Consider the following 21,837-nt stretch of genomic DNA (forward strand, 5'->3'; position numbering starts at 1 on the left):
CACTGTTCCGCCTTTTTCATTATTAACTTATATAAAATATAAAGTTGTAAAAATTACTCTAATCGAATCATATCTACTGCTACATCTAATTGCTGAGAACCACCACCAAACACAACTCCTTTTAAAGGAGTGACATCAGAAAAATCTCGTCCAACGGCTAAAGTGATATGTTGGTCAGTGGGTAAAACGTTGTTAGTAGGATCAAAATCAACCCAGCCTACACCAGGGAAAAACACAGCGAACCAAGCATGAGTTGCATCAGCACCTTCTAATTTTTCTTCGCCTTCGGGCGGCATTGTTTCAATGTACCCACTAACATATCTTCCAGCTAACCCCATACTACGTAAGCAAGCTAGTGCAAAGTGTGCAAAGTCTTGGCAAACGCCCCTTTTTTGTGCAAAAACAACACTTAAAGGCGTGCTAATCGTAGTAAAACCAGGATCATAATAAAATTCATGAAAAATTCGTGCCATTAAATGATTACATGCATCAATTAAATTTTTATTAGGTGTAAAAGACACTAATGCATAATCTTTAATTCCCTCATCTAGAGGTGTAAGCTGCGACGGCAAAGTAAATTCAGCCGCTTTTAATAGTTCTGTTGTATTAGGTTTAAATAGCAAATCACGAACTTTTTCCCACGTAATATCAAGGTCATTTAAATTGTTATTCGCCCCCATCAGTAGTTCAACTTCACTGATCATGGTGACGGTTAATATTTTATGTTGAGTAGCAATTTCAAAAACGGTCACATTATTATTAAAATAGTCCGTAAACTGACGTAAGTAGTTTGTCGGAGGATAAATTTCAATGCGACTGTGATGGCATATTTGTCCACGATCCGTTTTCGGTGTTAAGCGGGCTTGGTTTTGACACAAGCTTACAAAGTCCGTGTAATGGTATGTGGTGGTATGTTTTATTTTATATTTCACGATTGAGCTTGTTCAATGTTGGTCCAGTTTAATTTATTAGCTGTTTGCGTATGAGAGAAGTATTGTAGTAGCAATACATCACAAAAAGTATCTAAGTTCATACGAATATTATGGCTAAATTCTATTAATTGTTGACGCTGCCCCTCAACACTTTTTTGTAGATAATCTTTTTCAGTTAAATAACAGGTTGTTTTAGATAATAAAATTGCTTTTTCATGTGCTGCAATTAATCCAGGTCGACGTTTAGTTGGGAGGTGCTGGCAAAGTTGATTAATTTGCTCTAACTGAAAAAGTAGCGATCGTGGATATTCCGCATCCAATAATAATAACTCTAATCCAGTCCCGATACTTTGATACATACGATAACGACGCTTATGTGTCACTAAACTTACTTGGCAACTCAATACCGCTTCTATTAAACCAATCTCTTCTGATTCATCTAGCTCTTCGGTTAATAACGCAGAACTTAATGACGTTATTTGAATACTCCGCTCAATCCGACGGCCAATTTCTAATAAGAACCAACCATTACTATTAGGCATACAATCCGCAATTGAGCCATTAAAGGCCATGATTGATCCTATGATTCTATCCAGCATGCTTTGCATCGCACGTGTGGAAATGTTGATGTTAATATTTTTTAGTAGTTGAACCTGCGTATTAATATCATCAATCATTCTTCGACTGTCATGAGATAATAGCTCACGAGTTTGTACTGCAGCATTCGACAGGTATTTAAGTGTATTAATAATACTGCCTGCACATTGCTCATCAGCTAACAACTGGAAGGCTACTTGCTTAGATAATAGAGGATCAAAGTCATCTAATTTTGCTTGTTGTTCTATATATGGATACACAATGTGTTGTGTGCGGATAGCATTTGAAAATCGACCGACAATGTTTAGTCGAGTAGCATCTGGAGAGATAGCCAGTTCAGTGTATCTATCTATAAAAATACGCAAAATACGCACGGTATTTTCACATCTTTCTAAATATCGCCCTAACCAAAATAAATGCTCTGCAGTTCGACTAGAAATAACACCTTCTAGTAGAGTTACATCCATTCTTTTTTTGATTGGATTAGGGACATTGTGTAGGTCTAAATCAGTCTTATCTGCGGTATTTATCCACGTATCTTTAATCCAACCAGACACATTTGGATCATTACTTATCTCATTGGAAAAACATAAAGCAGAAGGTAATACTTCAACACCATTTTTAGTTGTTAAAGCATAACACCTAAAAATAACGGGTTTAGCGATTAGCTTTCCATCATCCCAAAAAGGGGCGGTACTAAAAATAGGCTTATCTTGAAAGTAATAATTATTAGGCTCTTCATCAATCAATAAGGTAATTTTATCCGCATCTTTAGTGCCATCTAACTTAACCCGTTTATTTTTATAACTGACTAACTCAAGTAAATCCCAATCTAACGCTTTAGCTTGTTCTACATTATAATAATTAGGCTCACCGATAATAAGCGGCTTATTTAAAAGCTGTTCCGATAGTTTCGCTAAATTGCATTGAATCACTGGCGACGATAACACCCCACTACCAAATGGGTTTAATACTTTAACCGAACCTTCACGCACTGCCTGTAATAGCCCTGGAATGCCATGTAATGAATATTCAGTTTGCTCTAATGAATCGATAAAGCGATCAGCTACCCAGCGAATAATGACATTGATTTTGCCTAAACCTTGTAATGATTTTAAACAAACTTCACCATTACGTACGGTCAAATCGGCACTTTGCACTAAGGTATAGCCAAAGTAAGCAGATAAAAAAGCATGTTCATTATAATTTGGATCGTCACTACCTTGAGTCAGAATAACGACTCTAGGATCTTCCATATATTGAGTATATTCGTTAATGCCTTCTTGGAAATGCTTCAAGAAACCTTTAATTTGCTGAACATTACACTCTGCAAATTCTTCAGCCATAATACGTCGAGCAATAATACGGCTTTCAACTAATAACCCCATGCCTAAAGGACATTGGCAATGATCCGCCAGTACTTTGAATTCACCAGAAGGCGTACGGTAGACATCAAGCGCAGTAAAAAATAACTTTAGCTCTTCAGGAGGAAGACTAAAGCCTTCACGAAGGTAATTACTATCTTGGTATAATTGTTGTGCTGAAATATGACCATCAAGTAATAACTTTTGTTCTCCGTAAATATCCTGCTGAATTTTGTTTAATAAAATGGTTCTTTGTTTAATGCCCTCTTCCAGTAAAGCCCACTCTGATTTAGAGAACATAAAAGGTAAGGGATCAAAATGCCACTGAGATTGACTTTCGAGGTTAGTATTACCGTTTTGTAATAGTTGACTAATTTCTATGGCACGGCTGCTAATATCTTCAGCTGTTAAACTATCTAGTCGATTAAATAAGGTATCCCACTGTTCAGGTGAATCACCGCCATGATTAGCCAGTTCGTCATGAACATGGGGGGTTTTCAGATATAAGGACAGCCATTTAGGCAATGCCGACATAGAGTGGTTTTTAATATACAAGCTGAAAGTGCTCCATTTGATAGTCAGTAACCATCATCATATAACGGAAGTAAGAAGTAATGAATCACTCTACCTTAAATAAGGCAAAGGTAGAGTGATTTAGGTCCTACCTTTATTTAAAGGTTGGTTGTCTGCGTAAATCTAAGGTATTAGGGTAGTCTTCGTTGATACTTTCCTCTTCAGGAATAACAAACTCAGTAACAGCCCCGGCAGATTGGAAACTATGTTTAACTGCAGATGGACTCCAAGCAGCTTCATCAGTCGCCAATAAAGAAGGGGTATGTCCATGTTCCCAGAAGCGAGCAACTCTACGCCCTTCAGCTTCAAATGCATTAACAGGTAACGTTTCAGGATTACGCCCACCAGCATGACTCACATGATATACAAATCCACCTAATGAACGGCCTACCCATGTATCAATTAAATCAATGACTAACGGAGCATGTACACCAATGGTTGGATGCAGTGCCGTTGGTGGTTGCCAAGCACGGTAACGAATACCTGCGACCATTTCATCTTTCGACTTACCTTTAACCGATTTCAGAGGTACACGACGTCCGTTACAAGTAATAATATAACGGTCACTGATCATGCCTTTAACTTTGATTTGTGCTCTTTCTAATGACGAATCTACATAACGAGCAGTACCAGAGGCACTCGCTTCTTCACCTAATACATGCCAAGGTTCAATAGCGGTTCTAAGCTCTAACGTAATGTTATCTATTTCTCGCGTACCACATACTGGGAACCTAAATTCAAAGAATGGGTTTAACCAACTAAGTTGGAAGTTGAAACCAGCTTGTTGTAGATCTCGAGCGACTTCCCCTAAATCATTTTCAACATATTGTGGCAATAAGAATTTATCATGCAATTCAGTACCCCAACGTATTAATGGTTTATGGTAAGGCGTTTTCCAAAACCAAGCCAATAAGGTACGTAACAATAACATTTGTACCAAACTCATTTGTGAATGAGGTGGCATTTCAAAACCCCTAAATTCGACAATACCTAAACGGCCAGTTGCGGAATCAGGTGAATATAACTTATCAATACAGAACTCAGCTCGATGTGTATTACCCGTTAAATCAACCAATAAGTTACGTAATAATCGGTCAACTAACCAAGGTTCAGGCACTTCGCCCATCGGCATATGCGAGAAAGCAATCTCTAACTCGTATAATACTTCGTCTCTAGCTTCGTCTACACGTGGTGCTTGACTTGTAGGCCCAATAAATAGACCAGAAAACAAATAAGATAAACCAGGATGATGCTGCCAAAAAGTAATAAAACTTCTTAAAATATCAGGTCGACGTAAGAAAGGACTTTGATCCGGCGTTTCACCACCTAATGTCACATGATTACCACCACCAGTACCAGTATGACGGCCATCTGCCATAAACTTATCAGTACCTAAACGGCACTGTTTTGCTAAGCCATATAAGGTTGTGGTTCTTTCAACTAATTGTTTCCAAGAAACTGATGGATGAATATTAACTTCTATTACACCAGGATCCGGTGTTACCGCATATTTTTCAACACGACTATCTTTTGGTGGCGTATACCCTTCAATGACGACGGGAATAGTTAAACCTTTAGCCACTTTTTCAATGGCATTTAATAAGCCCATATATTGTTCAAAGTGACTGGTAGGCGGCATAAATATATACATACGCCCTTCTCTCACTTCTAACACAAGTGCGGTTTTAACCATCTCTTTGCCGATAAAACCTTTTTTAACTCTACCTGGCTTTTCAAAATCATCAGGAATATCAAAGGGGTCACGATCTATTATATTTTCAGTCCAATCAAGGCTGTCTAACGGTAAGCGGTAGCCCAATGGAGATTCACCCGGCAATAAGAAACAATGCCCACGTTTAAATTCCCATGTACATGACTGCCAGCAATTTTTGCCATCATTCCATTTTAAAGGTAATGCATAACCGACTGGTTTTTCTATCCCTTTTTCCATTTTTGCTAATAAACCTTTACGGCTCATTGCATCAAGTAATTCAGGTTGTTCTGGGTTTAGCTCTACGGGTAAAGATGCTTCTTGCCACATGTGGTAAAGAATATCTTCATAAGCAGTGGTTAATGCTTTATCGCTTAAACCTAATGCCCTACATAATTTTTCAGCAAATTGTTTAGTATCGGTATGGTCTAATTTATAATCTTTATTCGGATCAGCTAACAGCTTGGCGTCTTTCCACAAAGGCACACCATCTTTGCGCCAATAACAAGCGTACTGCCAACGAGGCAAAGGTTCGCCAGGATACCATTTACCTTGTCCATAATGTGTAAAGCCGCCGACCGTAAAGACTTTATTCATTTCTACAAATAAATCTTGGGCTAATTCTCTTTTTTGTTTCCCATCGGCTTCAGTATTCCACTGTGGATGTTCCATATCATCAATAGAGATGAACGTAGGTTCTCCTCCCATGGTTAAATGGATACCTTCTTCATCGTAAACATTATCGACTTGCTGACCTAAACGGTTGATAGCAGCCCATTGGACTTCAGAATAAGGCTTGGTAACACGAGGGTCTTCATGCACTCGTGTTACTTTATTGTAGAAGCTAAATTCAGATTCACAGTCGTCTATTCCACCGGTTACCGGTGCTGCTGAACTTGGTTCTGGTGTACAAGCTAATGGAATATGACCTTCTCCGGCGAATAAACCAGAAGTAGGGTCAAGCCCAATCCAACCAGCGCCAGGAATATAAACCTCAGTCCAAGCATGTAAATCAGTAAAGTCTTCTTCTGGTCCACTTGGTCCATCTAATGATTTTTGATCAGATGTTAATTGCACCAAGTAACCTGATACAAATCGAGAAGCTAAGCCAAGATGACGGAATAACTGTACTAATAACCAAGCCGAGTCACGACACGATCCCGTTCCTTTAGTGATTGTTTCATTAGCAGTTTGTACACCTGGCTCTAAACGAATGCCATAACCAACTAATTCATAGATAACCTGATTCACTGCAACTAAGAAGTCAACGCTACGAATTGGCTCTTTAGGGCGTAAAGAGGCAATTAGTTCTAGAAATTTAGTACTCGCTTTACGTTTTTTTAAATAAGGGGCAAGCTCGGCTTTTGATACTGAATCATAAACAAAAGGAAATTCTTCAGCATATTCTTCTAAAAAGAAATCAAAAGGGTTAATAACAGTAAGTTCTGCTACTAAATCAACGGTAAAGCTAAATTCTGTGGTGGGTTTATTAAATACAACTCTTGCTTGATAATTACCGAAAGGATCTTGTTGCCAATTTATATAATGATCTTCGGGTACAATTTTTAAAGAATAACTTTTAATTTTAGTGCGGCTGTGGGGTGCAGGACGTAAACGAAATATGTGCGGCCCCATCTTAACTGAACGGTCATATTTATATTCAGTATGGTGTGTAATACCAACAGTAATGGTCATCAACTAATCCCCTTTAATGATACGCAACTATATAAATAACATGAAAATGTTATTTGGTGTTGATTTTATTTTCTGCAATATTTATTCCACTTACTTCAAATACAACAAAATAAGGGCTTTAGCTTGATTAGCAGCCTAAATCAATCAATTAACAGAATGAATTCCCCGTTAAATACAATAAAAAATAGTACTCCATATAATCAATGGTGCAAGGAATGCACTAAAATAGTACTAAAAAACAGTAAAATAGCTGTCCAGTATAAACTTAATTTCTAGTGAAGAATGACAGATAAGTCAGAAAAAACCACTTCTCCTGTATCTTAAATCTTAAGAAAAACATGAATCCTTTTTGAATATCTTTTTAGTGATGGTAATTAGCACTTAAGAGCCCTGTCCTAACGAAATAATTAGAGAACAGTAATGCAAAAAATAGATTAATAATGGAATACAAACCTCTGTAATAATAAACCATGACCCACTATCACCGAAAAATCTAACCGAACAGTCCACTTATAATTATAAAATAATAAAGAAAAAGGATATAAGTACTTATTAAAAAAGAGATTAATTATATTTAATGTACGCCTTACCTAGCGTCAAAAAAAGTTAACAATAAACCTGCTAAGAAGGTTAATAAAGATGCTATGATAGGACATCTTTTGAGCGTTTAAGTAATAAAAAAACGAGCAAGATTTATTAAGATAAAATAAGCAATTTGAGCGACATTCGTTCAAATGTTTTATTCATATCATAATGTTCAAAATTACTAATAAAATGCTAATAAATAATGCACTTCAAACGACCCGATTTCTTCGGTTCAGTAACATCAAAACAATTTACCTAATAGGATAATTTCGTATGCAAAAGCTAACAGATATTGGTGAAAATTTCGTCAATGATATAGCGTCACGTTATGGCTTAAGCCACGATGCAGTCCTCCACATGTTAGTTGCTGTGAATAATGGAGGTTGCTCCATGGCACAATTTAACTGCCCTGAACTAGGCGGTTCTGGCCAATGGATGCGTGGCGGTATGACAATGGTTGGCGATATGTTTAATAATGGTCTGAAAACGACGGTTGATAACATATGTAATGAACTATCAAACATACTCAGTAATAACCAAATATTTCCAATGATTCCAGCGGGTACACCCGGCAGTAATCAATGGTGGCCAGTTAATTTAGGCACTCCATTCAGTAGTGGTGCACAGAATAATAGTCGTTATGCTGTTTTTCCTAATCGATTAGCTGTTGAATTAAATGGACAAGTTTCTGTATATGACACACTAAACCATAATATTGGCGGTGTAAGTCAACAGCAAGGTAGTAATGATTCTCTCAGCTTTAGTAGTCAATTTGGCACACTGAGCGTAAATAGTTTACCTTTAGTTTCAGGCCAAGCAATGCCTCCTGCGCCGCAAACTAACTTTGTACAACAAGATAACTTTACAGAAAAAAATACGGCACCTGAGTTTGTTCCAAATCAACCGAATGTAAATGAAACGATTACAAATAATTCGAATACTGAAACAACAAACCAAACACTAGAAATTATAGCAAAATTAGCTGAGCTACGTGATTTAGGTGCGCTGACAGATGATGAATATAATAGTAAGAAATCTGATTTATTACAGCGAATTTAGTCGATAACCTCGATTAAAAGAATCAAATACCATTATTATTATGTTGTCATTTAGCTATGCACAAAATAATCAATGATGGTATTAATTCAAATATATTATTTTTATATTGATTATTTTAAATAGCTAAGTCGTAAAATGTCTAAAACATGCTTAATGCTTGTTGAGCTGAGTACGATACTCGATAATGAACTATGCTTTTTCCATCCCTTTATTCTCCGGTATTAATATGAAAACATTCCAATGTAATTGCAAAGATCAACCTATTTTATTTTTTGAAAGCACTCACTGCATTGCTTGCTCAAGAACAGTTGGATTGGATGATGAATTTGACCAAGTAGAACCTTATGAACTTGATCAAAAAACAGGCTTATTTTTTAAAGCAGCAACCCCAAAAATTCATTATAAAAAATGTGACAATAATGAACAATTTAATGCCTGTAATGGCATGGTTAATTTAAGTACTTTTGTACCTGATCCAGATAACGAAGAAATGCTGTGCTTTGGCTGTCGTTTTAATGAAACCGTTCCGGATTTAAGCATTGTTGAACATATTCCTTTATGGAAAAAAATGGAAACAGCTAAGCGCCGCGCTCTTTATACTTTAAAAGCACTGCCCATTCCGCTACAAACTATCAGTGAAAACCCTGAAACAGGGTTAAGTTTTGATTTTATTACTGACCGCGATGTAAATGACCATTTTACTAGTCCATTAGCTGGACATGAAACAGTGTTCACAGGGCATGATTGTGGACATATTACAATTAATTTAGCCGAAGCTGATGATGTTGCAAGATCTCAAACAAAACATGCAATGGGTGAACGATACCGTACACTGCTTGGTCATTTCCGCCATGAATTAGGCCACTATTATTTTGATCAACTGATTACTCACTCACCGAAAAAACACGCTTTATGTAAACAATATTTTGGTGATGATCAATTAGATTATCAAGAAGCACTTAAACAACATTATAAACACGGCGCGCCCAAGAATTGGCGAGATACCTTCATCAGCGAATATGCGACCATGCACCCTTATGAAGACTGGGCAGAAACGTGGGCGCACTATATGCATATTATAGATACCTTAGAAACGGCACAAAATTTTTCAATGGCAGGCTCCACTTCAGGAGTTGAAGCCGATACAGAAGAACTTGGAGAATTAAATTTACCTCAGGATGCTTCTTATTTTCGAAGACAAACCGACATAAATAGTATTTTAGATACGTGGATGGATTTTTCAGTGATGCTTAATTCATTAAATAGAAGCATGGGATTGTCAGATGCTTACCCGTTTGTATTAACGCAAGCAGTACGCACTAAGTTGTCTTTTATTCATCACGCAATACACAATAAATTACACCTTTTACCGCCGATCAAAATAACCGCGCAGAATAAGAAAAAGACCAACAGTAAAAATAAAATAAAATAATTTTATCACATTATTAAAGCTCTCATTATGTATTCACAATGAGAGCTTTCTAGAGAATGAATAATAAAATCTATATTTAATAAAAAAGTGCGAATTATGGTATCGAACAGTAATGATAACTTATACCAAAATAAAATCACTCTAGGTAAACTACCGAATAACGAAAGAAATAATTAACTATATTATTCAATTTGAATGCTCTACTACGCTGCTCCTTTAATCGCTAATAACTGTTTTACAAACTCAGCAAAACCATAACCACCAGATTCAGTCATCACAAATTCTGGATGATGCTGAAGCTTATCCCAATACTTCTTAATATTAGCCACTCCGACACTTTTGGGTAATGCCGCAAACATGAATTCATCATTTAATGAATCACCAACATAACAAGCTTGAGACGTTATTTGGGATTCTGATAAGCCTTTTTCATGCAAGAATGCTAATGAAGTAGCTTTTTTAGAGTGATCTCCATACCAGCTATTAATATGAATCGAGCTTGCCGTCGCACTCGCCCCTAACTGTTTAATTTTAGAGACAACTTCAGCAATTATTTCTGGTGATACTGGTTCACGATTTTGGCCAATATCAATAGCTACTTCACACAAGCGATATGATTGATCTAAGGTTAGATTTAAATCAGGGTAGTCTAATAATAGATCAACAACTTGCTGCTTTAACTTAGTTTGATTATCGACGATAGTTGACATCGGCGCACCGGAACGAAGTGTTAAGTACCCTTCCTTTTTCTCCATAATGAATGCACCGTTTTCTCCAATTACCGCATCAACAGGCCAAAGCTGTGCAATATGGTCACACCACCCTGCACATGCACCTGTCACAGCAACCACTTTAAGACCTGCTTGTTGTAATGCAGACAAGGCGATTAAGGTTTCTGGTGGTAACTGGCCATTCCAAGTTAATGTATCGTCAACATCGGTCAGTACCCACTGCACCTCTTTCCATTCATTAGTTAATGTATTTTTTGGTAGTTTCATCATATCTCTTAATATCTATGGTGCTTGTTCGTTTGTATTTATTAACCTATCGACTTACTAATTTATCGACTTCAAAACCATCCATTTATAAGCAATCGACTTATAATAAGTTAGGTAAGAACATCACTAAACCTTCTGAATAAGTTAACAACATTAATACAACTAATAATGCAAATAAAAGAGGCAATACCTCACGAACAAAGTCCACCAGTTTTACTTTAAGTATCGAACAAACTGTAAACATCATCGAGCCAAATGGCGGTGTGACTCCACCAATCATAATATTAACAATCACGATAATACCGAAGTGGACAGGGTTAACACCAAGGTTCAATACGGCCGGTAGTAATAGTGGCGTTAAAATGATCATTGCCGCCCCACCCTCAATGAACATACCAACAATCAATAACAATAGATTGATTAGCATTAATAAGACGAGCTTGTTATCAGTGACTAAAATCAAGGCAGAAGCCACATTCTGAGGGATCTGCTCCAACGTCATGTAATAACCAAAAATCATCGCACCAATGATAATGAACATCACGCTGCTAGTGCCTTGAATTGTCTCTTTGAAGATGGCAGGGAAATGGCTAACTTTTAATTCACGGTAAATAAACAACCCAATAATGGCACACAACAAAACAGCAATAGCACCCGCTTCAGTCGGTGTAAATAAACCAAAACGCATCCCTAAAATGATACCAAATGGAATTAATAAAGCAGGAATTGCTTTACCTAAATAATGTAGACGTTCTTTTGCTGGTGCTGCTTCTGTTCTTGAAGGGGCGTATTTTCTACGTCTAGCAATGATAGCAATAGTGACCATTAAAGATAACGCCATCATGAAGGCAGGCACATAACCCGCAATGAACATTTCATGCACTGACACATTAGCTAATAACGCGTAAATAATAAGATTAATACCAGGTGGAATCACAGGGCTAATACTTGATGATGCCGCGGTTATTGCCGCCGTAAAAGGCAAGTCATAACCACGTTTAGTCATTTCAGGTGCAAGTATTTTAGATTGCATTGCCGCGTCCGCATTAGCAGAGCCAGAAATCCCGCCCATTAACGTACTTAATGCGACGTTCACATGTGCAAGACCACCGGTTTTATGCCCAATCAATGAATCTGCAAGTGACAGTAAACTACGACTTATTCCAGAATAATTCATGACCGATCCCACCATAATAAAGAAGGGTATCGCCAATAACGGAAATGATGAAGCTGATGAAATAAAACGTTGCATCACTAAGCTGACTGGAATCGAGGTATTAATAAATAAAAAATAAACCAACGAAGAAGCGATTAATGAAAATGCGATGGGAACGTTTAATAAAAATAAAACGAACAGCATAATAATTGGAAGATAGATTTCCACGGTGTCACCTATAGAGTATTGGATTGCTTTTTGAATAGCTGTTTTAAATCACTTCGAATGAAGTTTACGGTATGGATCGTCATCAAAGAGAAACACAAAAACAACACACCGTTAATCGTAAAGTAAGACATGCCCATCACAGGAGACACTTTATTAGAGAGCATCATGTAGTCGTAACTTAAGTAAGCAAGAATCAAATTAATAACTAATAAGAATGATAAAACCACGAGATTAAACGAGACTTTTGCTTTTTCAGGTAATAATGCGATAACAACATCAACACCCATGTGTAGCTTATGTTTGTAGCATGAGCTAATCCCAAAGTAGACAGACCAAATAAAACAGATAACGGCTAGCTCCTCGCTCCATGGCACAACAAAACCAAATCCATAACGAAGGAATACATTAATAATCACCATCAAAATGGTAATGGATATTGCAATGGATGCGAATATCTCTTCAAAATTTTTAACTAAGAAGCCCATGACTTCTCCTACTTCACTAATTGATATAATGGTTGTTAATTAAATTTTATTATTAGTCACACTCACCTCAATATAAAACGCAATAAAATTAGCCATTCAAAACCTTCAAAATATGACGGTTAAAGACTAATTATTGAAGTAATCGCTAATGGTGTGAATGAAATTTCAGTAATAATTATCTAACGTTAAAAAAATAACTGCCTTATTGAAAATACAATAAAGCAGTTACTTGATAATACTTTTTTAAAACTTGTTTTTTGGCTTATTCAGCAGCACGAATTTTTTCAAGTTCGGTACCAATTCGGCTACGGATATCATCACTCCAAGCTGGAAATTGGTTATAAACATCAGCGGTTAATTTACTGAATTCAGCGCTATCAACTTCATTAAATTTAACGCCTAGATCTTGTAGTTTTTGAGTGTACTCACTGTCTAACTTAACTAATTCAGTGGTATTTGAAATCGCACCAGCCGCTAGTTCTTCGTTAATGATTTGCTGTTGCTCAGGTGTAAATTTATCCCAAACTTTAGGTGAGATATAAAGACCGACAGTACCTAAGAAATGTTTAGTTAATGACATGTTTTTAGCCACTTCATACATTTTAGTTGAGTACATAGTCAAAATTGAACCTTCAAGCCCATCAACAACACCTTGTTGAACACCGGCATAGGTTTCAGGGAAAGGTAATGATGCAGGTGCAGCGCCCATCGACGTTAATGTGCTAATGAATAACTGGCTACCAGGAACACGAATACGCATGCCTGCCATATCCGCAGAGCTTTTAATTTCTTTATTCGTGATCATATGACGGAAACCAAACATGTAATCAGCGTTTAACACTTTAATCCCTTTCTTTTCAACTTCAGCTGTTAAATCAGCGACTAACTTTGTATCCATCATCGCTAAATATTCATCGTAAGAGTTATATAACATTGGGCCAGCTAACGCAGCGAAATCAGGAACATAATCACCAAGGTAACTTAAATCTTCTACAGCAATCCAATCGGCGCCATTAACAACTTGCTCAAGGTTATCTTTATAGACTGGTAATTGTCCACCAGGATAAACTTTGATGTTCACACCACCGTCAGTACGCTCACGAATTTTATCAGTCGCTTTGATTAGCTCTTGCGTTAATAATTCGTTTTGAGTAAATACCAAACTCATGTTGATATCGATTGGCTCAGCTGTTTTAGCAACGTCTGCGCCTTTCGTTGTGTCAGCAGGTTTTTCGCCACAACCAACAAGCAATGCAACAGCTGTTAATACGGTTCCGATTACCTTTATCATAAATAGTACCTTTGTTTGTAAAGTTAGTTTTAATAAATCAGTTCGTTTATTAAAACAAAAAAATAGTGAGATAAGTTGTATGTGCTTTTTTGTTAACCTTTTCCAACCTATACAACATTATTCATATGAACATTTGTAGAATCATATGAAAATCATTATCGTGCAAATAGTAGGTTACAAAAATGTAGACCAGAACGTATAAATACCATTGAATTGTTAAGTTAATATGACAGTCTGTTGTATTTTTAAGCCTTTTATATTTTCTAAAATGCATTATTATTAACCTAGCTATTAACAAGTCATTAACGTTCAAATGAACATTACAGGTGGATTTATGATTGCAGGTCATCGTGGTGCAGCTTCACTGGCGCCAGAAAATACGTTATCAGGTTTTAAAAAAGCACTGCAATCGGGTGCTAAATGGATTGAGTTAGATACACAACTTAGCGCAGATAAAACACCTATCATCTTCCATGATGAAACGGTTAACCGTTGCACAAACGGTGAAGGCTTAGTGGCTGATTTAACGTTTAATCAACTACAAGCATTAGATGCCGGAAGTTGGTTTTCAGACGCGTTTATTGGTGAACAGATTATCTCGCTTGAACACACTTTATTGTTCTTCATGGAGAATGATTTGAGTATGAATCTTGAGATTAAGATTCATCATCCACATCAAGCTGAACCGCTAGTGAATGAGATCGCAAAGGTATTAACTAACGTAAACTTTCCAAATGAAAAGCTCATCTTATCTAGCTTCTCTGAATTAGCATTAGAGCATTGTCATCAAGTCATGCCAGATATTCGATTAGGTTATATTACTGAACATAATCCCCTAGCTACGTTAGAAAAATTAAAGGCTCTGAACCTGTATAGCGTGCATCTTGATCATAAAATATTAAATCAAACGATGGCAAAAACAATCACAGATGCAGGACTTAAACTAGTTATTTGGACACTTAACGATGTAACACAAGCAGATAAATTTAGATCTTGGGGCGTCGATATTATTATTACTGACAAACCAGATGTATTTGTTAACACATGATAAAACTTAACGCTCGTCAGCAAAATATTTTATTGCGCTTACGTAAGAAGGAAGATATTCAGATAGAAACCATGTCTGAACACTTTCAGGTGACAACGCAAACTATTCGCCGAGACGTTAATCAACTTTGTAAAGCAGGTTATGCTCGCCGTATCCATGGCGGTGTAGGATTACCTGCACAATTGACCAATAGCAGTTATCAATATCGTAGTGATATACAGTTTGATGTAAAAGATCAAATAGCCAAAAAAGTCGCCAATGCTATTCCTGATGGTTCAACCATCATTATGGGGATCGGCACAACAGTAACGCGTATCGCCTATTACTTAAAAACCAAACACCGTGTGATCACTAATAACTTACAGGTTGTTCGCATTCTGGAAATGAATCCTGATATTGAGGTCTATATTGCAGGTGGGTTATTTCGATCACAACAACAAGATGTGGTTGGTAATAATGTCACAGAGTTCTTCAATAATTTTGAAGCAGACATCGGCATATTAGGCTGCGCAGCGGTGACGAGCAGTCATTCAGCAATGGAACATGAAACTGCTGAAGCAGAGATTTCGAGATGTATTGTAAAAAACTCACGACAAACTTGGTTAGTAGCCGATGCCACTAAATGGACGATTTCCGCTTCGGTAAAAGTCGCTTCATTATCTGAGTTTGATAAAATTTATAGTAATCACACTAACCTTCCCTCAGATCTTCCACTGGTACCGGTTAATAAAACAGCTTAATGTAAAGCTTACTTGATAGAAGATTAATTAGCGTGCCAATTCGTGAATTTACCGCACGTAATAGCCGAAGAATAGCTAAAAATGAAGTTACAAATTAAAAACAGAATGAGTATAAGAATAGAGTAATAAATCAGATTAGAAGTAGGAAGAGTTTTTAATAGATTATTGCAGGCTGGTATATTGTTGCAGAGTGTTGTTGCAGAGTCTCGTTATCACAATTATTTATTGAAGCTAATTTACTTGTTAAAATAATCGCTATAACCATTATGATTGAGACTACAATCAAACGAACATTAGGAAAGTAATACGAACATTACTTTCCTAAATAAACACTACTTACTTCATTATATTTTCACTGGATGTACATCAGTAAATAATGAATCAGCGGCGTTAACGGTTAAATGCGGTTAAAATTAGTTCGACCACGGAATTCATCCATTTTTTGTTGTGCATCATCACCGAACAAACGCTTACTTATCGCTTCCAGCCCTTCTGCATTGTCTAATAGCTCTTTACGAATCACTAATGTTGCTTTTGAACGTCGACGAAGTAAGTCATCAAGGTTAACAATCATTTCATTCTCGGCAACCCAGTCAATTTCAGCCCAAGTAAACTCGGTATGTTCAAGCGCAAGATTTGCTTTAGCTGGATTCTGTTTAATCGCTTCAACTAGTACAAATGCATCTTCGCCATAACGACGCCAGAAACGACTAGATAAAGGCTCAAGTGCGCCTTTTGGTGTTAACTTATCAATATTAAATTCTTCAATCTCACCCATAAATTTCGCTTTAACTTGATCAGCAGGTTCGCCGTACCAAAGTGCATCAGAACGGTTCATTGAAATTTCTAAATCCTCAATAATATCAGCAACTTCATCGCCAACATTAATACAGTCGGTTAGTTTTCCACCAAAAATACTGATGTGTTTATCAGCTTTATTAACATCGATAGCATGCTTACGGGATAACGCTACCCAGTCAGCTACGCCCTCTTCCGCTTCAATCGCTAATGGGCGAACGCCACATCGTTCAGCAATAATGTCATCTTTAGTTAATGGCTTATCTAACTCTAATAACGTATTCGCATTATCAAGAATAAATTGACGATCTTCATCAGTCACTGATGTTTGATGGCTTTCAACCTGGTTATCCGTTGTACCGATGCACGTTTTAGAACCCATTGGTAACACAAAGAACAAACGCCCATCGCTCGCAAAAAAGGCTAATACGCGATGCTCTTTCGAAATACGATCAACCGTTAAATGCACACCTTTAGAAAATAAGTGATGATGCGATGTTTTCTGTTTAGTGCCTTTATTAACTTGGTCAACTAACGGACCACACGCATTTATGAGCGTTTTTGCTTTAATAGTAAACGCTTGACCGTTGGTTTTATCTTTTGCTTGTATCACCCATTGGTCATTTTCACGTACCGCGTTAACCGACTCTACATAGTTTGCAACGAGAGCTGATTTTTTTGCCGCGGCAGTAATAAAGTTGAATACAAAGCGCGAATCATTATCTTTTAAGAAAGCATCTGAGTATTCGAAACCTGCTTGTGCGCCAGTGACTTTAATAGATGGTTCAAGTTGTTTAATCGTATTACGTGTCAGATATTTAGGCGCCATAGTGAATAGGCGACCAAATAACCAGTAAGCTAGCGTCCCCATGAACACAAACCACACTGGGAAACGAAAACCTTTTTGAATCGTTGTTAAGAAACGAACCTCAGTCACTGATGATGGGTAATGTTTCATTAAGTTGTTACGACTTTTACAAAGTTTATTCACTAAACGATATTCATGGCTTTCTAGGTATTTAATACCGCCCCATGCGAGGTTTGAAGAATTAGAGCTGGTTGCACCTGCAAAATCTCCTTTATCGATTAGTCCAACTTTAACGCCTTTAGCAGCCAAAGATGCCGCAGCAACAGCACCATTAATACCACCACCTAAAATAAGGACATCTAACTCTTCTTCAGCTAGCTGTTTAATATTGTTTGTTCTATTGAGGCTCATTTCGGAATCCTTGTTCTAAATGTTCGATAACGCACTTTAATGCTCACATTAGAACATATTGTTTTTCTAATTAATACGATCATTCGCACTTTACTTATAAAAAATATGACTAATTGATAACCAAAAAGAAAAAATAATTAATAATACTCATTAAATAAAAACTGCTTGAAATGATTCAGTGAGTGATTAACGTTTAATTATGGTGCATGTTGAATAAGCCCTTCATCTCAAATGATCAGTAAATTGTATTCTCTCAGTCTTAATACTGAAGGCATGGCATTAAGGTTTAATTAGACAGACATAATATTTTGTAAAATAAACATAATATGATGATTAAAGACGCTAATGTGCAGAGATAAGTTTAATGGAATGAAAGACCGTGATTACTTTTTTAACTGAAAATAGCTTATTTTTTAATGCTTACAAAAGCACAATAACGCTTGATGGATAAAGTAATAAATAAAAACACATCCACACAATTGCCACACAATCACATAAAAAATAAAAATAGCACTTTAAATACAAACACTTAATTTATTTTTCATCTTCATTCTTTACCTATATTTGTTACTTATACTTACCCTAATCGCTTTCATTGAAGCATTTTCACTTTTACTAATAAGATTGGGTCGGTCATGAATAAAAAAATAAAGCACATAACGATATTAATATTGTTCGTTGTTGGAGTTGTTTTCTCGATTCAGTACTACTTTGCAGAAAATGAACAAAATCTTGTTTTTACCACTGACTTTGTAAAAAAGGGCAATATAGAAAATGTAGTCTTAACAAATGGCGTACTTTATCCCTATACCCTGGTTGATGTGGGTTCTCAGGCATCAGGACAAATAGACAATATTGCAGTTAATCTCGGCGATCAGGTTAAAAAAGGCGATTTAATTGCCCAAATAGACAATTTGACGCAAAAAAATACGTTAAAAGAAACGCAAGCGTCACTTACTATTATCAATGCTCAATACCGAGCAAAACAAGCACAAATACATGAAGCAACAGCAGAATTTAAACGCCAACAAAAAATGTTTAAAAATGGCGTGAGCTCTCAGTCCATTTTCGACACGGCGCAGGCAACGTTAACGGTATATAGCGCAGAACTAGAACAAATCGAAGCACAGAAAGAACAAGCACTGATCAGTGTCGATAACGCCAAATTAGCATTAGGTTATACGACAATCGTTGCGCCTATCGATGGCACTGTTATTTATATTTCTGCACAACAAGGTCAAACTATCAGCAACAATCAAGAAACACCTAGTATTGTTGAACTCGCGCAGCTAACAACCATGACCATTAAAGCTGAAGTATCAGAAGCAGACGTTATCCATATAAACCCAGGACAACAAGTTTACTTTTCAATTCTTGGTGATGCTAAACAAAAATACACGGCAGTATTACGTGCAATTGAGCCTGGCCCTACACTATTGACTGGCGATGATAGTCAGCTAAGCATAGGTGACAGTGATGCTATTTATTACAATGCATTATTTGATGTCGACAACCCTGAACAGCTATTACGTATTGGCATGACTGCTCAAGTATCTATTATTCTAGAAAGTGCGGAAGATGCATTGCAAGTTCCTTCTCAAGTGCTTATAGCTAAATCAAGCGGAGCAACAAACCAAGCAAATAGTTATCAAGTGCCAGTCAAAGTAGATAATAAAGTCGAGTACCGAGATGTTGAAGTTGGCATCAATAACAGTGTTAATGCACAAATATTATCAGGACTTGAGGAAGGTGACGAAATTATTATCGGCCAATCTTCTGCAAATCAAACCACTACCTCTAGCCGTCAGGCGGGTGGCCATCAAAACCTAGCGGGGCTTTAATCTATGAGTGAAGTGCTACTTGAAATTGCAGGTGTCAGCCGAACATTTAGCGCTGGAGAACAAGATCTTACCGTGTTAAATAACGTGAGTTTAAAAGTTCACAGAGGCGAAATGATCGCTATTGTTGGCGCATCCGGTTCAGGCAAGTCAACCTTAATGAATATTTTAGGCTGTTTGGACAAGCCTTCGGCAGGCCAGTATCTGATTAATGGTCAAGATACTTCTAAAATGGATGAAGACCAATTAGCAGCACTGCGCCGCGAATATTTTGGTTTTATATTTCAGCGTTATCATCTACTGGGAGATCTTTCCGCCGTCGCGAATGTAGAAGTACCAGCGTTATATGCCAGTGAAGATAAAGCAACTCGTCGAGCAAAAGCTGAAGCATTGCTGACTCGATTAGGGTTGAGTGACAGGCTTGATCACAAACCAAGCCAATTAAGTGGTGGTCAGCAGCAACGGGTCAGTGTTGCACGCGCACTAGTCAATGGTGGCGACGTTATTTTAGCAGATGAACCAACAGGTGCACTTGATAGTAGCAGCGGCGAAGAAATGATGAAGCTGTTACAAGAATTACATAAAGACGGCCATACCATTATCTTAGTGACCCATGACTTACAGGTTGCGAAGTTTGCTGATCGTATTATTGAGATAAAAGACGGTGAAATAAAAAGTGACACAGTCACTAACCCAAAAACGGAAACAGTTAATGCCGTCGAATTTAAAAAAGAGAAAAAGGCGACTATCCCGAAAAACAGTTTATTTGATTGGACACGTTATCTTGAAGCGCTAAAAATGGCATTGATTGCCATGTCTAGTCATAAGCTTCGTACGTTTCTAACCATGCTTGGTATTATTATTGGTATCGCATCCGTTGTTTCCGTTGTCGCACTGGGTAACGGTTCCCAACAAGCGGTTCTGGAAAATATGGCATCAATGGGCACCAACACTATTGAAATTAAACCCGGTAATGGGCTGGGTGATCGCCGTTCTGGTCGAATACGCACGTTAACAGCCAGTGATGCAGAGATTCTCAAAACATTACCATTTGTTGATAGTGTTACACCAACAGTGAGAGCGGATGTGGCGATTCGCTATAGCAACCAAGCCGTCACCGGTGAAGTACAAGGTGTAGGGGCAGAGTATTTTAGAGTACGCGGTTACACTTTAGCGCAAGGCCAATATTTTAATGAAAATAGCGTTGATGAACTCGCTCAAGTAGCCGTCATCGACTCAAACACTGTAACCTCTTTATTCCCGAAAGAATCACCACTCGGTAAAGTGATATTTCTCGGTCAACTACCCGTACGAGTGATTGGCGTGACAGAACCAAGAGAAAGTGCCTTTGGCAACACTGACGCATTAAATGTATGGATCCCTTACACCACTGTATCAGCACGTATTTTTAGACAAAATGATGTTAATGATATTACTGTACGAATTAATGATAGCGTGTCTAGCACCGCTGCTGAACAGGGTATTATTAAGCTAATTAAAATGCGTCACGGTGTTGAAGACTTTTTTACCGTAAACACAGATACTATTCGAGCAAATATTGAAAAAACGTCAGCGACTATGACCATGCTTATTTCAACCATAGCGTTTATCTCTCTTATTGTGGGGGGCATTGGTGTCATGAATATTATGTTAGTGTCAGTAACTGAACGTACCCGTGAAATAGGTATTCGAATGGCAGTAGGTGCTCGTAAGCATGATATTTTACGACAATTTTTAATTGAAGCGGTGTTAGTCTGTATTTGCGGTGGTATTTTGGGTATTTCATTGGCTTTTTTAATTGGTCTTATCTTCGCCTCTAGCAGCAGTGACTTTCAAATGCTTTATTCAACGAATTCAATCATTACCGCATTTGCTTGCTCAACTTTGATCGGTGTTTTATTTGGTTATCTACCAGCACGAAATGCGGCTAAACTTAACCCGGTAGAGGCACTGTCTAGAGATTAATAAGAGACATACCGAACAGATAATATCCGAGATGAGTATCATAAGTTAACGAGCAGTAAGTTTAAAATAAAGTGAGCTATATTTGAGGGCAATTAACTCACTTACTCAAGCGATATTAATGAT

The 21,837-nt window shown here is 37.2% G+C and carries 14 protein-coding genes; 6 read left to right on the forward strand and 8 right to left on the reverse strand.

What is annotated here, in order from left to right; all coding sequences use genetic code 11:
* Nucleotides 1-53: 53 nt before the first annotated feature.
* The 3 genes from GQR59_RS16120 to GQR59_RS16130 form a co-directional block, all read right to left on the reverse strand.
* A complete protein-coding gene (locus GQR59_RS16120) occupies nt 54-932 on the reverse strand; it encodes a transglutaminase family protein (RefSeq protein ID WP_160064406.1) in 879 nt (292 codons plus the stop codon).
* Nucleotides 929-3,448, reverse strand: coding sequence for a circularly permuted type 2 ATP-grasp protein (locus GQR59_RS16125; protein ID WP_160064408.1), 2,520 nt, complete (start codon nt 3,446-3,448; stop codon nt 929-931). The genes GQR59_RS16120 and GQR59_RS16125 overlap by 4 nt, the downstream gene beginning before the upstream one ends.
* A gap of 112 nt (nt 3,449-3,560) precedes the next feature.
* Nucleotides 3,561-6,872, reverse strand: coding sequence for a transglutaminase family protein (locus GQR59_RS16130; protein WP_160064410.1), 3,312 nt, complete (start codon nt 6,870-6,872; stop codon nt 3,561-3,563).
* An 858-nt stretch (nt 6,873-7,730) separates the two neighbouring features.
* On the opposite strand from GQR59_RS16130, the gene GQR59_RS16135 reads away from it, so the two are divergent.
* Together GQR59_RS16135 and GQR59_RS16140 are read left to right on the forward strand one after the other, a co-directional pair.
* Nucleotides 7,731-8,516: an SHOCT domain-containing protein gene (locus GQR59_RS16135; protein WP_160064412.1), complete on the forward strand. Its 786-nt coding sequence runs from the start codon at nt 7,731-7,733 to the stop codon at nt 8,514-8,516.
* A gap of 226 nt (nt 8,517-8,742) precedes the next feature.
* Complete coding sequence (locus GQR59_RS16140) at nt 8,743-9,948, forward strand: zinc-binding metallopeptidase family protein (RefSeq protein WP_160064414.1); 1,206 nt, start codon at nt 8,743-8,745, stop codon at nt 9,946-9,948.
* A gap of 203 nt (nt 9,949-10,151) precedes the next feature.
* Here GQR59_RS16140 and GQR59_RS16145 read toward each other — a convergent pair whose 3' ends face one another.
* From GQR59_RS16145 to GQR59_RS16160, 4 genes are all read right to left on the reverse strand, one after another.
* Entirely contained in the window at nt 10,152-10,946 is a 795-nt protein-coding gene (locus tag GQR59_RS16145) for an HAD family hydrolase (protein WP_160065252.1), read from the reverse strand.
* 100 nt (nt 10,947-11,046) lie between these two features.
* Complete coding sequence (locus GQR59_RS16150) at nt 11,047-12,330, reverse strand: TRAP transporter large permease (RefSeq protein ID WP_025563399.1); 1,284 nt, start codon at nt 12,328-12,330, stop codon at nt 11,047-11,049.
* Nucleotides 12,331-12,338: 8 nt separating this feature from the next.
* Nucleotides 12,339-12,815, reverse strand: coding sequence for a TRAP transporter small permease (locus tag GQR59_RS16155; protein WP_160064416.1), 477 nt, complete (start codon nt 12,813-12,815; stop codon nt 12,339-12,341).
* 262 nt (nt 12,816-13,077) lie between these two features.
* Nucleotides 13,078-14,106 (reverse strand): C4-dicarboxylate TRAP transporter substrate-binding protein, encoded by a 1,029-nt coding sequence (locus tag GQR59_RS16160; protein ID WP_160064418.1) that lies wholly within the window; start codon nt 14,104-14,106, stop codon nt 13,078-13,080.
* A gap of 334 nt (nt 14,107-14,440) precedes the next feature.
* On the opposite strand from GQR59_RS16160, the gene GQR59_RS16165 reads away from it, so the two are divergent.
* Both GQR59_RS16165 and GQR59_RS16170 read left to right on the forward strand, forming a co-directional pair.
* Nucleotides 14,441-15,154 (forward strand): glycerophosphodiester phosphodiesterase family protein, encoded by a 714-nt coding sequence (locus GQR59_RS16165; RefSeq protein WP_160065254.1) that lies wholly within the window; start codon nt 14,441-14,443, stop codon nt 15,152-15,154.
* Nucleotides 15,151-15,894, forward strand: a complete 744-nt coding sequence (locus tag GQR59_RS16170; protein WP_201288129.1) for a DeoR/GlpR family DNA-binding transcription regulator — start codon at nt 15,151-15,153, stop codon at nt 15,892-15,894. Before GQR59_RS16165 ends, GQR59_RS16170 begins: the two co-directional genes overlap by 4 nt.
* Nucleotides 15,895-16,291: 397 nt before the next feature.
* Here GQR59_RS16170 and GQR59_RS16175 read toward each other — a convergent pair whose 3' ends face one another.
* Nucleotides 16,292-17,911 (reverse strand): glycerol-3-phosphate dehydrogenase/oxidase, encoded by a 1,620-nt coding sequence (locus tag GQR59_RS16175; protein ID WP_160064420.1) that lies wholly within the window; start codon nt 17,909-17,911, stop codon nt 16,292-16,294.
* Between the two features lie 635 nt (nt 17,912-18,546).
* On the opposite strand from GQR59_RS16175, the gene GQR59_RS16180 reads away from it, so the two are divergent.
* On the forward strand, nt 18,547-19,752 hold the full coding sequence (locus tag GQR59_RS16180; RefSeq protein ID WP_160064422.1) for an efflux RND transporter periplasmic adaptor subunit: 1,206 nt from the start codon (nt 18,547-18,549) through the stop codon (nt 19,750-19,752).
* A gap of 3 nt (nt 19,753-19,755) precedes the next feature.
* On the forward strand, nt 19,756-21,714 hold the full coding sequence (locus GQR59_RS16185) for a MacB family efflux pump subunit (protein ID WP_160064424.1): 1,959 nt from the start codon (nt 19,756-19,758) through the stop codon (nt 21,712-21,714).
* Nucleotides 21,715-21,837 lie beyond the last annotated feature (123 nt).

Source organism: Psychromonas sp. L1A2 (assembly GCF_009828855.1).
Classification (GTDB): Bacteria; Pseudomonadota; Gammaproteobacteria; order Enterobacterales; family Psychromonadaceae; genus Psychromonas.

Coding starts and splice junctions, on each gene's coding strand:
- GQR59_RS16185 (WP_160064424.1), top strand. CDS start 19,756: ATGAGTGAAGTGCTACTTGAAATTGCAGGTGTCAGCCGAACATTTAGC.
- GQR59_RS16165 (WP_160065254.1), top strand. CDS start 14,441: ATGATTGCAGGTCATCGTGGTGCAGCTTCACTGGCGCCAGAAAATACG.
- GQR59_RS16130 (WP_160064410.1), bottom strand. CDS start 6,872: ATGACCATTACTGTTGGTATTACACACCATACTGAATATAAATATGAC.
- GQR59_RS16170 (WP_201288129.1), top strand. CDS start 15,151: ATGATAAAACTTAACGCTCGTCAGCAAAATATTTTATTGCGCTTACGT.
- GQR59_RS16145 (WP_160065252.1), bottom strand. CDS start 10,946: ATGAAACTACCAAAAAATACATTAACTAATGAATGGAAAGAGGTGCAG.
- GQR59_RS16140 (WP_160064414.1), top strand. CDS start 8,743: ATGAAAACATTCCAATGTAATTGCAAAGATCAACCTATTTTATTTTTT.
- GQR59_RS16175 (WP_160064420.1), bottom strand. CDS start 17,911: ATGAGCCTCAATAGAACAAACAATATTAAACAGCTAGCTGAAGAAGAG.
- GQR59_RS16180 (WP_160064422.1), top strand. CDS start 18,547: ATGAATAAAAAAATAAAGCACATAACGATATTAATATTGTTCGTTGTT.
- GQR59_RS16160 (WP_160064418.1), bottom strand. CDS start 14,106: ATGATAAAGGTAATCGGAACCGTATTAACAGCTGTTGCATTGCTTGTT.
- GQR59_RS16155 (WP_160064416.1), bottom strand. CDS start 12,815: ATGGGCTTCTTAGTTAAAAATTTTGAAGAGATATTCGCATCCATTGCA.
- GQR59_RS16135 (WP_160064412.1), top strand. CDS start 7,731: ATGCAAAAGCTAACAGATATTGGTGAAAATTTCGTCAATGATATAGCG.